The sequence below is a fragment of the Micromonospora sp. 067-2 genome (assembly GCF_046549295.1).
Lineage (GTDB): Bacteria > Actinomycetota > Actinomycetes > Mycobacteriales > Micromonosporaceae > Micromonospora.
Map to the genome: position 1 here is coordinate 636108 of NZ_JAJPWB010000001.1, position 12396 is coordinate 648503.

Below are 12396 nucleotides of genomic sequence, written 5' to 3' on the forward strand. Positions count from 1 at the left end.
GCCCGGACCGGGTGCGCCTAAACGAGGCCCTCCGCGTTGACGGTGAGTTCCACCTGCTCCCGGACCTTCCGGGCGGCATCCCCGTTGGCGTACAGGCCTCGCAGGTCGGCGAACGCCGGCTCCGGCGGCGACAGCGGCACCGCGGCATCGACCACGGCCTCCAGGACGCACGGACGGTCCGCGGCGAGCGCTTCGTCCCAGGCCGCGCCCACCAGCTCCGGACGGTCCACCCGTACGCCGTGCAGCCCGAGCAGTCGGGCCCAGCCGGCGTACGGCACGTCGGGGCGGCGCCGGGCCGGATCGGAGGACGTCGGCCGCCCACCGCCCATGCCGGACTGGTCGCGGTTGTTGAGCACCAGCACCACCAGCCGCGGATCCCGCCACTCCTGCCAGTGCTGCGCGACGGTGATCAGCTCGGCGAGCCCGTTGAGCTGCATGGCGCCGTCGCCGACCAGCGCGATGACCGGCTGGTCGGGGGCGGCGAGCTTGGCGGCCATCGCGTACGGCAGGGCGCAGCCCATCGACCCGAGGGTGCCGCACAGCTGCGCGTTCACCCCGGGCGGCAGGACCAGGTGCCGGGCGTACCAGTAGAGGACCGAGCCGACGTCGACCGCGACGGCGCCGACGCGCGGCGCGCGGGTCGACAACTCCTGGAGCACGAGTTGCGGGTTGACCGGTTCGGCCGGCGCGGCGGCACGGTCGGCCGCGGTGGCCCGCCACCGGTCCACCGACCTCTCCACCGTGGCACGCCAGTCGTCGTGCGGCCGCTCGGGCACCCGGGCCAGCAGCGCCCGCAGTGTCTCCGCGGCGTCGCCGACCAGCGGCACGTCGGCCGGATACCGGGTGCCGATCCGCCGGCCGTCGATGTCGATCTGCACCGACCTGGCCTGGTCGGGCATCGGGAAGTAGTCGGTCCAGGGGTCGTTGGTGCCGATCATCAGCAGCGTGTCGCAGCCGCCCATCAGCTCGGCCGCCGCCGTGGTGCCGACCTCACCGAGCACCCCGGTGTGGAAGGGCAGCCGCTCGTCGAGCACCGGCTTGCCCAGCAGTGAGGTGGCCACACCTGCGCCGATCCGGTCGGCCAACGCGATGATCTCCTGGGCTGCCCCCCGGCCGCCCTGCCCGACCAGGATGGCGGTGCGGCGGCCGCCGGCGAGCAGCTGGGCGGCGGCGTCGAGGTCGACCTCGTGCGGCAGCACCCGGGCCAACGACGCGCCCGGATTCGTGGCGGTCACACCGGCCGCGTTGCGCTCCAGGTCGGAGACCGTGGCCTCCTGCAGGTGTCGGGGCAGCACGACGCAGGTCGGGTTGCGGGTCGCCGCCGCCGTACGGAATGCCTGGTCCAGCAGCGCCGGCACCTGCTCGGGGCTGCGGGCGTACTGGACGAACTGGTTGCACACGTCGGCGAAGAGCCGGCTCAACCCGATCGCCTGGTGCGCGCCGCCGAGCGGCCCGGAGATGTCCTCGCCGACGATCGCCACCACCGGTGTGCTGTCCAGCTTGGCGTCGTAGAGGCCGTTGAGCAGCTGCACCGCGCTGGGTCCCTGGGTGGCCAGGCAGACCCCGATGCCGCCGGTGAACTTCGCGTGCCCGGTGGCCATGAACGAGGCCGTCTCCTCGTGCCGGGCCGGGATGAACGCCGGGTCGCCGCCCGTACGGTCGAGCGCCTCGACCAGCGGGGCGATCGCCGCACCGGGGAACCCGAAGGCGCGTGGCACCCGCCAGGCCAGGAGCCGTTCCACCACCAGGTCGGCGACGCTTCGCTCAGCCATTGCCCCGCCCGGGTGTGCCGGCGTCGACGTACCGCAGCACCGCGCCGACGCCCTCGGTGAGCTCCGGCGCCTCGTCGGGGCCCAGCACGGTCAGCGCCGCGTCGGTGCCGACCAGGGCGCGGACCAGCGCCGCGTCGGCGCGGACCCGCTGCGGGTCGGCTACCGACATCGCGGCCAACTGCCCCGGGTCGACGGCGATCTCGGTCGGCTCGGGGCCGATCCACAGCTCACCGTTGGCCGACGGGTCGTCGACGATCAGCATGGTGTCCACCTGGTTGCGTTGCAGCGCCCCGACGACCGCGTCGAGGCCGGCCCCCACGTCCTCCTGCACGCCGAACTTGTCCAGCATGGCGGTGATCCGCTGGTCGGCGACCTCCGCGATGGTCTGCACGGTGAGGTCGTCCAGCAGCGTCTGGTCGGCGCCGCCGGCCCGCGAGCCGGCGTCGGTACGCACCATCAGGTCCTGCCAGCGCTCGGGCATCTGCGCGGCGATCACCCCGGTGGCCCGTACGTCGCCGGCGATGACCAGCACCTCCGCCCCGACCCTCTCGGCCAGCTGCACGGTCGCCGCCGTGACGTCACCGGCGTTGTGGTGCCACGCCTCCATGGCGGCCTTCTGGTGGTGCGACTGGGACCAGCCTCCGGGTTGCACGCGGCGCAACGGGAAGGTCTCCCGGCCGACGATCTGTGCCCGCCGGGGCACTCCGCCGGCGCTGATCGCGATCGCGTCCGCGCCGGTACGGTCGGCCAGCACCCGCACCCAGGCCACCTGCTCGCCGCGGGCCGCGAGCAGTGGCATCACGTGCGGTAGCGGCGCGTAACTGGCCAGGTCGCTCAGCGGCGGCGCGGACAGGTACTCGGAGAGCACCACCCGGCCACGCGTGGCGAAGACCGCCAGCCCGTAGTCCCCGACCATCGGGTCGTGTCCACGGATCACCCGGTCCAGGGCGGCGACGCTCGCCTCGTCGGCGCCCTGGTCGGTCAGTTGGCGCGCCAGTGCGCGCCAGCGCAGTGCCAGCGCCTGGTGGGCGTCCTCCGTGTCGGCGGAGGCGTCCAGATACACCGAGCACCACGGCCCGGGACGGTCGTAGAGCGGGCGCAGGAAGGACAGCTGCATGCTCGACCCCTTTCCAGCTCGGCCCCCCGCTTACCCGGGTCGGACGGGATGTCACCTCGCGGCCGTGAGCCCGTGACCAGGTTTCATTCACGTCGTTCAACCGAGGACGTCGCTACGATCAGTGCACGATTGCGGACTCTCGGTGGTGGATACATGGACAGCGGACTCGATACCCGACGGATCGTGCACCCGACGGAGCGGATCGTCACCGGGCGGTTGACCCGCCTGCTCGACGGCTACACCCGCGAGGTGCGCGTCGGCCAACCGGTGCTGGTGGCGGTGCTCGCCGCGGCGGCGTTCGCCCGGCTGCCCGCCCTGCTGCTGCGCTCGCTCTTCTCGGCGGGCGGTGGTGGCACCCGGCGGCGCTGGAAGGAGCTGAAGCAGGGCCCGGAATATCTGGTCACCCCGGTGCGGCTGCGCGACACCGCCGGTCAGCTCTGCGAGGTGGAGCTGCATGGTCACCTGCCGCAGAGCGCCCTGCACCCGGCGGACCACCTGCAACTCACCCTGCGTCCGCAGCGCGACCCGGAGCTGCCGCCCCGCATCGAGCGGATCGTCAACCTCACCACCGGGCAGTTGCTCACTCCGCGTACGGCGACTCTCTGGTCGCACCTCGGCCCGCCGCTGCTGCTGCAGGCGATGCTGGGGGCACTGCTGCTCGCCGGCGTCGCGGCCTGCTCCGCGCTGACCTGATCGGCCGGGTCAGCCGACCGGGGCGGGCTCGCGCTCCACCTGACGGTCGGCGCCGAGCATCCCCCGGCGGCGGGCCCAGCGCTCGTAGGCCAGGGTCGCGAACGGCGGGACGGCGCAGGCCAGCGCCACCACCGTGGCGATCGGGCTCCACCGGTGCAGCCGGGCCACCGCGAGCACCAGCAGGACGTACGCGACGAACAGGCCGCCGTGGATCGGGCCGAAGATCTTCACGCCCAACTCGTTGCCGGGCGGGCCGTACTTCACCAGCATGCCGACCAGCAGAGCCAGCCAGGAGCACGCCTCGGCGATCGCCGCCGCGACGAAGAGCCCGGTCACCTTTTCCCGCATTCCCACGCCACCACCTCTCGGGCCGCCATGGTATCGGTGCGGGCCGGCCGTGCCCGAGCAGACCACGCGGCAGCGACAGGGATCACCGGGCTCGCGGTTGGGTAGGAATAGACCATCAGGTCTTTCCCCACCCGCCGACAACGTGCGAGGTTGGGGGGACCAGCGGTGACAGGGTGGTGACCATGGGCGAGGATGTCGGCGTACGCACCTTCAGTCGTGAGGATCGGGCCCGCTACCGCGAGAAGGTCCGCAATTGCCTGGACGTCTTCGCCGAGATGCTGCGCGAGTCGCGGTTCGACATCGACCGGCCGATGACCGGGTTGGAGATCGAGCTCAACCTGGTCGACCAGGAGTCCAATCCGGCGATGCGCAACGCGGATGTGTTGGCGGCCATCGCCGATCCGAGTTTCCAGACCGAGCTGGGCCAGTTCAACGTCGAGATCAACGTGCCGCCACGGCGGTTGACCGGCACCGGCACCGCGGACTTCGAGGAGTCGGTCCGGGCCAGCCTCAACGCCGCGGAGGAGAAAGCCCGGACACTCGGCGCGCACATGGTGATGATCGGCATCCTGCCGACGCTGCGCCCGGAGCACCTGACCGCCGAGACGCTCTCGGCGAACCCCCGTTACAAGCTGCTCAACGAGCAGATCTTCGCCGCCCGCGGTGAGGACCTGCCGATCGCCATCAGCGGGGTGGAACGCCTGGCGGTCACCGCCGACACGATCACCCCCGAGGCGGCCTGCACCAGCACGCAGTTCCACCTGCAGGTCAGCCCCGCGCAGTTCGCCGACTACTGGAACGCCGCCCAGGCGGTCGCCGGCATCCAGGTCGCGCTCGGCGCGAACTCGCCGCTGTTCTTCGGCCGGGAGCTGTGGCGCGAGACCCGCATCCCGCTGTTTCAGCAGGCCACCGACACCCGGTCGGAAGAGATCAAGGCCCAGGGGGTACGCCCTCGGGTGTGGTTCGGCGAACGCTGGATCACCAGCGTGTTCGACCTGTTCGAGGAGAACGTCCGTTACTTCCCGGCGCTGCTGCCGGTCTGCGCCCCGGAGGACCCGGCGCAGGCCCTCGCGGCCGGCGAGGTGCCCACTCTCGCCGAGCTGCGCCTGCACAACGGCACGGTCTACCGGTGGAACCGACCCGTGTACGACGTGTCGCGCGGCCGTCCGCACCTGCGGGTGGAGAACAGGGTGCTGCCGGCCGGGCCCACCGTGCTGGACACGATCGCCAACGGCGCCTTCTACTTCGGGCTGGTCCGGGCCCTGGCCGAATCTGACCGGCCACTGTGGTCGCAGATGTCGTTCAGCGCCGCCGAGGAGAACTTCACCAGCTGCGCGCGGCACGGCATCGACGCGCAGGTCTTCTGGCCGGGCCTCGGCTATCTGCCGGTCACCGAGCTGGTGCTGCGCCGGTTGCTGCCGATGGCGCACCACGGCCTGGACCGCTGGGGACTCGATCCGGGCGAGCGCGACCGGCTGCTCGGCGTCATCGAGCAGCGCTGTCTGACCGGTCGCAACGGCGCGAGCTGGCAGGTGGAGACCCTGCACCGGCTGGAGTCCGCCGACCACCTGGACCGGCCGGCGGCCCTGCGGGAGGTGGTCCGGCACTACGTGACGCTGATGCACAGCAACCGGCCGGTGCACGAGTGGCCCATCCCCTGAGGCCGTCCGACGCGTGCCGAGGGCGCCGCTACAGCGCCCACCGGATCACGGTGACGATCCCGAGGATGGCCATCGCCACGAAGGTCAGGCCAATGAGCCCCGCCAGTACTGCGGGCAGGTCGTCCCGCCAGGAGCCGGGAGGCTGGAACCGCGGTCCGGCCTCGGTCCAGTCGAGGCGGGCCTGACGATCCTGCCCGGCCTGCTCGACAAGCCGAGTGAAGCGCGCCCGTGCCGCCGGCCCGAGCTGGGCGGTGGGATCAAGCCGCACCTTGAGCGCGAGCAGGCGCCTCCAGGCGTCCGGACGGCACCGCTCGAACGCCCCGATCTCGGCGGCGTCGACATCCTCGCCGAGGAACCCCCAGCGCCCCGCCTCGGCCGGGTTGCCGACCTGCCGGTACAGCGCGGCACGCCGGAGGCGCAGCTCAAGGTCGTCCGGGTACGCCGCGTTCAGGCTCGCCAGCCGCTGCATCGCCGGGTGGACGTGCCCGCGCCGCAGGTCGGCCTCGACCCTCGCCAGCACATGATCCTTCGCCATGGCGGTCATTCTCAGCGGCCGACCACCATGATCGACAGTGCATTACCGTTCGGGCGCCAGCGGCGGCTCGAAGGCCGGGGCGGTTGCTCAGCCGCGCGGGGTGGGCACACCGAAGAGATCGGTGATGCCGCCGGGGAGCTGGGCGAACAGGTCGTGGCGCTCGTCGTCGTCGAGCGCCTCCGCGACGGTACGCAACACCGCCTGGGCGTGTTGACGCACCCGGTCCGCGTCCGCGCACTGCTCCCGGTCACCGACGTTCTTCAGGAACTCGCCGACGTCCCAGCGGCGACCCTCGGGATTACGGGTGACGGACGAGCCCAGCTGTTCCGGTAGCTGTGCCGCCAGGTGGTCGGCCTCCCGTCCGGCGAGCCGTTCGCCGAGCACCGAGAGGACGGCCTGCACGGTCCGCACGGTTTCGTTCTCGCCGAGTCCCGCGCGCTGTCGTACCGTGGCGATCAACTGCTCGTACTCCATGACCCGCTCCTTCCGTCTTTCCGACCGGCCGTCGGGCCTGCCGGCGGACGAACGTGGCGAGTTCCCGTGCTCCCTGGGCGCAAACGACGTTAACCGCCACCCGCAGCGGGTAGCCGGAGCGCGCTCCTACCAGCGCCCGGGGAGGGTCGGATGACGGCGACCAGTGCCTTCTTCGAGCGGTTGACGGCTGCTGGCCAGGACCCACGGTTCAGCAACGTGTCGGGAAGTGTGCGATTCGACATCGGGGACGGGGACCGGATCGAACAGTGGCTCCTCAACATCGACCACGGTCGGATGCGGGTGACGCAGAGCGCTGATCCGGCCGGAACCGTCATCCGGGTGTCCGCCGACGTCGCGGAGGCGATGGCGCGGGGTGAGGTGAACGGCCTGGCCGCGATCACCCGCGGCGAGATCCTGGTCGACGGTGACCTCGCGATGGCGCTGCGAATCGGGCGACTCTTTCCGCGGGTGTCGGAGCAGGCCGATTCCGACGGCGGGACGTAGCCGATGAGGGACATTCCGGGGACCGTGCAGTGCCTCGACGGCAACACCTTCATCGTCTCCGATGCCAGTGGCGACGTGGAGTCGTCGCCGGCCACACCGGTCGGGCTGTTCGCCGCGGACACCCGTTATCTGTCCCGCTGGGTGCTCACCCTCAACGGCGAACGGTTGAACGCGCTGTCGGTGGACGACAGCGAGTACTACGCGGCGACGTTCTTCGTGGTGCCCGGCGGGGCGGTCGACTATGTGCAGGCGGACGTGTCGGCGATCCGGCGGCGACGGATCGGCCCGGACCTGACCGAGTCGCTGACGATCTTCAACTATGGCCAGCAGGACGTCGACCTCGACGTGCGACTCGAGGTGGCGGCCGACTTCGCCGACATCTTCGAGATCAAGTTCGACATCCAGGACAAGGTCGGCAGTCACTACAGCCACGTCGACGGCAACGAGCTGCGGCTGGGTTATCGGCGCGGCACGTACCGCCGCGAGGTTGCCGTCACGGCCAGCGAGCCGGCCACCTTCGAGCCGCACGGGCTTCGGTTCGCGGCGCGGCTGCGGCCCGGGGAGCAGTGGTCCACGCAGCTGCAGGTGGTCATGCGGGCGCTGCGGCCGGACGGCTTCGACTTCCGGTCCACCCTGAGGGCGCTACGACCGGACGACTCCACCCTGCCGGAGAGCGTGCAGGCGTGGGTCGCGGCGGCTCCGAAACTGGACACCGAGAGCGCCACGCTGCAGCAGCTGTACCGCCGCAGCCTGGTCGACCTGGCGGCGCTGCGCTTCGCCCCGCTCTCGCTCGGCGGCGCGAGCGTGCCGGCGGCCGGGCTGCCCTGGTTCATGACCCTGTTCGGCCGGGACAGCCTGCTGACCTGCCTGCAGACCCTGCCCGTCACACCGTCGCTGACGCCGCCGACGCTGCGGATCCTCGCCTCGCTGCAGGGCGCCCGCAGCGACGACGTGCTGGAGGAGGACCCCGGTCGGATCCTGCACGAGCTGCGCTACGGCGAGTCGGCCGCGTTCGAGGAGCAACCGCACTCCCCCTACTACGGCACGGTCGACGCCTCCCCGCTGTTCGTGGTGCTGCTCGACGAGTACGAACGGTGGAGTGGCGACACGGCGCTGGTGACCGAGCTGGAGCAGGAGGCTCGCGCGGCCCTGGCGTGGATCGACGAGTACGCCGACCTGACCTCCACCGGCTACGTCTCGTACCAGAGACGCAATCGCGCCACCGGTTTGGACAACCAGTGCTGGAAGGACTCCTGGGACAGCATCTCCTACGCCGACGGACGGCTGCCGGGCTTCCCGAGGGCCACCTGCGAGGTGCAGGGGTACGCCTACGACGCCAAGATCCGGGGGGCGCGGCTGGCCCGTACCGTCTGGGGCGACCCCGACTACGCCGACCGGCTGGAACGCGAGGCGGCGGCGTTGTACGACCGCTTCAACCGGGACTTCTGGCTCGACGACCGTGGCTACTACGCCCTCGCGCTCGACGGCGACGGCACCCCGGTCGACAGCCTGTCCTCGAACATCGGGCACCTGCTGTGGAGCGGCATCGTGCCGCAGGAGCGGGCCGCGCGGGTCGTCGAGCACCTGATGGGTCCGGCCCTCTTCTCCGGCTGGGGCGTGCGCACCCTCGCCGAGGGGCAGGGCCGCTACAACCCCCTCGGCTACCACAACGGCACGGTCTGGCCGTTCGACAACTCGTTCATCGCCTGGGGCCTGCGTCGGTACGGGTTCGTCAGCGAGGCGGGCCGCATCGCCGAGGGCATCCTCGGAGCGGCCACCTACTTCCAGGGTCGGCTTCCCGAGGCCTTCGGCGGGTTCGACCGCCACACCACCCGATACCCGGTCCGCTACCCGACCGCCGGCAGCCCGCAGGCGTGGTCGAGTGGGGCGTCCATGCTGCTCCTGCGGACCATGCTCGGCCTCGATCCGCACGAGGACCACCTGGCCGTGAACCCGGCGCTGCCGTCCGCCTTCGCACGGATCGCGCTGCTGGACATCCCCGGCCGCTGGGGCAGGCTCGACGCCTTCGCCCGCCGGCGCCCCGATCAGGAATGACGTGAGATCGGCCATGACTGATCACCATTGTGGATGGACGCCTGGTAGGAAGGACGCAGTCGCCTCACCTTCCGGGAGATCATCGTGGCACGTTCCCCCCTGTCCCGCCGTGCACTGTTGACAGCCGGTGGCGCCGCCGCCGTCGCGATCGGCGCCGCCGCGGCCAGCCCGTCCGCGGCCGCCGCCGCTCCGGCCGACAATCCGGTCGGTACGCCGGCCGAGGCGTTGCACCGGCTGCGCGCCGGCAACCGGCGATTCACCACCGGCCACGGTCGGCACCCGCACCAGGGCCTGGCCGACCTGCACCGGCTCGCCGCCGGTCAGCACCCCTTCGCCATCACCGTCGGCTGCGCGGACTCCCGGGTGGCCCCCGAGGTGCTGTTCGACCAGGGGCTGGGTGACCTGTTCGACAACCGCGTGGCCGGCAACATCGTCGACGACCTGCTGCTGGGCAGCATCGAGTTCGCGGTGGAGGAGTTCGGCAGCCTGCTGATCGTCGTCCTCGGCCACGAGCGCTGCGGCGCGATCACCGCCACCATCAACGCCATTCGCAGCGGCGGTACGGCACCCGGTCACATCGGCACCATCGTGGACAGCCTGCGCCCGATCGTCGAGCCGGTGCTCGACCAGCCCGGCGATCCGGTGGAGAACGGGGTCCGGGCCAACATCGCGGCCCAGGTCGCGGCGCTCTCCGCCCGCAGCACGATCATCGCGGAGAAGGTGCACGAGGGCACCCTGCGGGTCGTGGGCGCCCGCTACGACCTGGACGACGGGCGGATCTCGCTGGTGGCCTGACGGTCGACCCGGTCACCCTGGCCGCCTCCGAGAGTGTGGGCGGCCAGGCTGACCGGAAGGCGCCCCCATCTCCCGTACTCCTCTGCCTGCTGTCGCACGAGCACCGCCGGCAGCCCCGTCAGCTCAGATGGCAGGCGTCGTGGACGCGGCGAGCTAGAGAAGTCATGGTCACAGCCTCGCATCCGGCCGGCGGAAGCCGCCGCCGGGAATCGGGCTCGCTGGCTCATCGGTGCACGAACGGGCTCTTCCTCCGCACGGCGGGCACCCGCGTTATGCCACGCCCACCAGCGGGAATGGCACCACCGTCGCGATCCGAGGAGGTCCGGGGTGAGCAACGGCCGCAGGATGATGTGGAACGGCACGGTGCGCGCGCTACCGCTCTCGGAGCAACTCGCCGCCGCGGCACGAGCACGCTGCGACGCTCTGGCCGTCACCCCGTTCGACTACGTCGGGTGGCTGGGAAGCGGGATCACCACGCGCGACATGCTCACCATGGCGTCCGACGCGGGGGTTCGCATCACCCACCTCGACCCGCTGGTCCGTTGGGTCGATGAGTGGAAGCCGGCGCTTGCCGCCTTCCCTCTCGAGACGATCTCGTTCGACCAGGACGACTTCTTTCGCATGGCGGGCGCGCTCGGGGTGGAGTCGTTCACCGCGTGGGCGGGCTTCCCTGCCGGCCGCTACGGCGTACCGCAGCTGGTCGACGCCTTCGGCCAGCTCTGCGAGCGGGCGGCGACCGAGGGGCTGCGCTGCGACCTGGAGTTCATCGCGGTCTTCGGGATCCCGGACCTGCGCACGGCATGGGCGATCGTGGAGGGCGCCGGTGCGACCAACAGCGGCATCGTCCTCGATCTGTGGCACTATCTGCGCGGCCGGCCCGACGACGACCTGCTGCGGACGATTCCCGGGGCGAAGATCACCGGGGTTCAGCTCTGCGACGCCACCGCGGAGCTGCCGCCGGACAAGTCGATGATCGAGGACGGGCTCAACAACCGGCGCGTGCCGGGCGAGGGCGACTTCCCGGTCGAGGAGATCGTGGGCATTCTGCGTCAGACGGGCGGGCTCAACAACGTCGGTCTGGAGATCTTCTCGCCGGACTTCGACGCGATGACGGCGGAGGCGATCGGGTCGGCGACGGCCCGCCAGCTCGACCGACTGCTGTAGCGGCACGCCTGCGAGTGGACGTCGGCGCTGCCGTACCGGGGCCTCCCCGGAGGCCGATCGGCGTCGCTCACTCGCCGGCGGTCCCGAGCGTCCATGCGATGGCGGGAGGGTGGACCCGGGCGCAGAGCGGGCCGCCGGTGGTGTCAGTCAACCCGAGGCGGCCGACCAGGATCCCCCGGTCGTCGTGTGCGGCACGAAGCAGCGCGGTCGGGATGTCGGTGAACATCAGCTTCGCCCGTCTGAACATCGCGAAGCTGTCGTCGGTCACCGCGCCCCAGCTCAGATACAGGAAACGCGCTCCGGGGCGCCCGTGCACCCACGGTCCGCCGACATCCAGCACCCCGTCGATCTCCCGACTGGACACGTCGAAGCGCCACGTCGCCGTCGCCGCGTCGGCCGGTACCCGATCGACCACCTCGGCCTTGCGCTGGATCCCGACGTGCACGTTGCCGAGGCGCAGCGCGTCGGATTCGGCACCGACGCGCCGCCCCGGAAGATCGCTGCCCTCGATCCGGATCCGCATGCCACCGACTCTAGTTTCCCGGCCCGAAGGATCAGTGGCTGCGGCGTCGGTCGGCCCGAAGGATCAGTGGCTGCGGCGTCGGTCGGCCAACGTGACCTGGCGCTAGGAGGTGGGCGCCGGGAACCGGGCCAGGTAGGCGCGGGCGCGGCGTCCGTCAACCACATAGCGGATAGCCGCCACACAGAGTAGTAGCCCGATGGCGATGTTGGGGAACCCGGCGACCGTCGATACGGACGTCGGCTCTGCACTGCCGAGCGCGACGCCGACGACGGCGACGACCAGCGACAGGACGGCCGGGAACACGATGAAGGGCAGCCCCTCGGCCCGGGCGCGGGCTGCGGTCGACAGCTTGCTGTCGCCCGGCCACGGCTCCCGCAGGTCGCGGATCGTGTTGTCCCACCGACGAAGATCGACGGCGGTGACGCCGCGAACAGCGGGGCGGGTCCATTCCGTCGGGACACCCGCTGCAGCGAAATGCTCGGCTCTGGCCGTCGTGGCCCTCTGCATGGCGAACGCCAGACCGAGCTGACCGACGATGAGCAGCGGCGGACCGGCGAGCCGGCCCAGCTCATCGCCGCGGCGTAGGAGGACGGCACCGACGATCGAGACGACCAACCCCGCCAGCGCGATGAGGATCGAAGCGACCGGCGTCCAGCGGGAACCGCCGCCCTGCCCGGCCGGAACAGCGGAACCTTCTGACTGCCCCATCGGGCTCCTCCCATCCACGGCGTCGCACAGATGATTCCAGTTGAACC

General features: G+C 71.5%; 13 protein-coding genes. 6 read left to right on the forward strand and 7 right to left on the reverse strand.

The features are described from left to right. Positions 1-17: 17 nt before the first annotated feature. Both ACLJN9_RS03065 and ACLJN9_RS03070 read right to left on the reverse strand, forming a co-directional pair. Positions 18-1772 carry a thiamine pyrophosphate-binding protein gene (locus ACLJN9_RS03065; RefSeq protein ID WP_410809414.1) on the reverse strand — a complete coding sequence of 585 codons (1755 nt, stop codon included), beginning with the start codon at positions 1770-1772 and terminating at the stop codon, positions 18-20. Beyond that, complete coding sequence (locus ACLJN9_RS03070; protein ID WP_410809415.1) at positions 1765-2889, reverse strand: Vms1/Ankzf1 family peptidyl-tRNA hydrolase; 1125 nt, start codon at positions 2887-2889, stop codon at positions 1765-1767. Before ACLJN9_RS03070 ends, ACLJN9_RS03065 begins: the two co-directional genes overlap by 8 nt. A 153-nt stretch (positions 2890-3042) precedes the next feature. On the opposite strand from ACLJN9_RS03070, the gene ACLJN9_RS03075 reads away from it, so the two are divergent. Next, positions 3043-3582 carry a hypothetical protein gene (locus tag ACLJN9_RS03075; RefSeq protein WP_410809416.1) on the forward strand — a complete coding sequence of 180 codons (540 nt, stop codon included), beginning with the start codon at positions 3043-3045 and terminating at the stop codon, positions 3580-3582. A 9-nt stretch (positions 3583-3591) separates the two neighbouring features. Here ACLJN9_RS03075 and ACLJN9_RS03080 read toward each other — a convergent pair whose 3' ends face one another. Next, entirely contained in the window at positions 3592-3930 is a 339-nt protein-coding gene (locus ACLJN9_RS03080; RefSeq protein WP_410809535.1) for a DUF3817 domain-containing protein, read from the reverse strand. Positions 3931-4112: 182 nt separating this feature from the next. Between ACLJN9_RS03080 and ACLJN9_RS03085 the strand changes: the two genes are divergently transcribed. Beyond that, the gene (locus ACLJN9_RS03085) at positions 4113-5591 is read left to right on the forward strand and encodes a glutamate--cysteine ligase (protein WP_410809417.1); all 1479 of its coding nucleotides are present in this window, start codon (positions 4113-4115) and stop codon (positions 5589-5591) included. Positions 5592-5619: 28 nt separating this feature from the next. On the opposite strand, the gene ACLJN9_RS03090 is transcribed toward ACLJN9_RS03085, so the two are convergent. Both ACLJN9_RS03090 and ACLJN9_RS03095 read right to left on the reverse strand, forming a co-directional pair. After that, positions 5620-6126 (reverse strand): DUF6584 family protein, encoded by a 507-nt coding sequence (locus ACLJN9_RS03090; protein WP_410809418.1) that lies wholly within the window; start codon positions 6124-6126, stop codon positions 5620-5622. 87 nt (positions 6127-6213) lie between these two features. After that, positions 6214-6600 carry a DUF2267 domain-containing protein gene (locus tag ACLJN9_RS03095; RefSeq protein ID WP_410809419.1) on the reverse strand — a complete coding sequence of 129 codons (387 nt, stop codon included), beginning with the start codon at positions 6598-6600 and terminating at the stop codon, positions 6214-6216. A gap of 150 nt (positions 6601-6750) precedes the next feature. Between ACLJN9_RS03095 and ACLJN9_RS03100 the strand changes: the two genes are divergently transcribed. From ACLJN9_RS03100 to ACLJN9_RS03115, 4 genes are all read left to right on the forward strand, one after another. Next, positions 6751-7104 (forward strand): SCP2 sterol-binding domain-containing protein, encoded by a 354-nt coding sequence (locus ACLJN9_RS03100; RefSeq protein ID WP_410809420.1) that lies wholly within the window; start codon positions 6751-6753, stop codon positions 7102-7104. A gap of 12 nt (positions 7105-7116) precedes the next feature. Beyond that, entirely contained in the window at positions 7117-9159 is a 2043-nt protein-coding gene (locus ACLJN9_RS03105; protein ID WP_410809536.1) for a glycogen debranching N-terminal domain-containing protein, read from the forward strand. Positions 9160-9243: 84 nt separating this feature from the next. After that, entirely contained in the window at positions 9244-9954 is a 711-nt protein-coding gene (locus ACLJN9_RS03110) for a carbonic anhydrase (RefSeq protein ID WP_410809421.1), read from the forward strand. Positions 9955-10281: 327 nt separating this feature from the next. Continuing rightward, positions 10282-11118, forward strand: coding sequence for a sugar phosphate isomerase/epimerase family protein (locus tag ACLJN9_RS03115; protein ID WP_410809422.1), 837 nt, complete (start codon positions 10282-10284; stop codon positions 11116-11118). A gap of 67 nt (positions 11119-11185) precedes the next feature. On the opposite strand, the gene ACLJN9_RS03120 is transcribed toward ACLJN9_RS03115, so the two are convergent. Then, the gene (locus ACLJN9_RS03120) at positions 11186-11641 is read right to left on the reverse strand and encodes a DUF5990 family protein (RefSeq protein WP_410809423.1); all 456 of its coding nucleotides are present in this window, start codon (positions 11639-11641) and stop codon (positions 11186-11188) included. Between the two features lie 102 nt (positions 11642-11743). After that, positions 11744-12349 carry a hypothetical protein gene (locus tag ACLJN9_RS03125; RefSeq protein WP_410809424.1) on the reverse strand — a complete coding sequence of 202 codons (606 nt, stop codon included), beginning with the start codon at positions 12347-12349 and terminating at the stop codon, positions 11744-11746. Between the last annotated feature and the right edge of the window lie 47 nt (positions 12350-12396).

Bases quoted from the DNA above. Each gene is read 5' to 3' on its own strand.
- ACLJN9_RS03065 (WP_410809414.1), bottom strand. From the start codon at position 1,772: ATGGCTGAGCGAAGCGTCGCCGACCTGGTGGTGGAACGGCTCCTGGCC.
- ACLJN9_RS03070 (WP_410809415.1), bottom strand. From the start codon at position 2,889: ATGCAGCTGTCCTTCCTGCGCCCGCTCTACGACCGTCCCGGGCCGTGG.
- ACLJN9_RS03075 (WP_410809416.1), top strand. From the start codon at position 3,043: ATGGACAGCGGACTCGATACCCGACGGATCGTGCACCCGACGGAGCGG.
- ACLJN9_RS03080 (WP_410809535.1), bottom strand. From the start codon at position 3,930: ATGCGGGAAAAGGTGACCGGGCTCTTCGTCGCGGCGGCGATCGCCGAG.
- ACLJN9_RS03085 (WP_410809417.1), top strand. From the start codon at position 4,113: ATGGGCGAGGATGTCGGCGTACGCACCTTCAGTCGTGAGGATCGGGCC.
- ACLJN9_RS03090 (WP_410809418.1), bottom strand. From the start codon at position 6,126: ATGGCGAAGGATCATGTGCTGGCGAGGGTCGAGGCCGACCTGCGGCGC.
- ACLJN9_RS03095 (WP_410809419.1), bottom strand. From the start codon at position 6,600: ATGGAGTACGAGCAGTTGATCGCCACGGTACGACAGCGCGCGGGACTC.
- ACLJN9_RS03100 (WP_410809420.1), top strand. From the start codon at position 6,751: ATGACGGCGACCAGTGCCTTCTTCGAGCGGTTGACGGCTGCTGGCCAG.
- ACLJN9_RS03120 (WP_410809423.1), bottom strand. From the start codon at position 11,641: ATGCGGATCCGGATCGAGGGCAGCGATCTTCCGGGGCGGCGCGTCGGT.
- ACLJN9_RS03125 (WP_410809424.1), bottom strand. From the start codon at position 12,349: ATGGGGCAGTCAGAAGGTTCCGCTGTTCCGGCCGGGCAGGGCGGCGGT.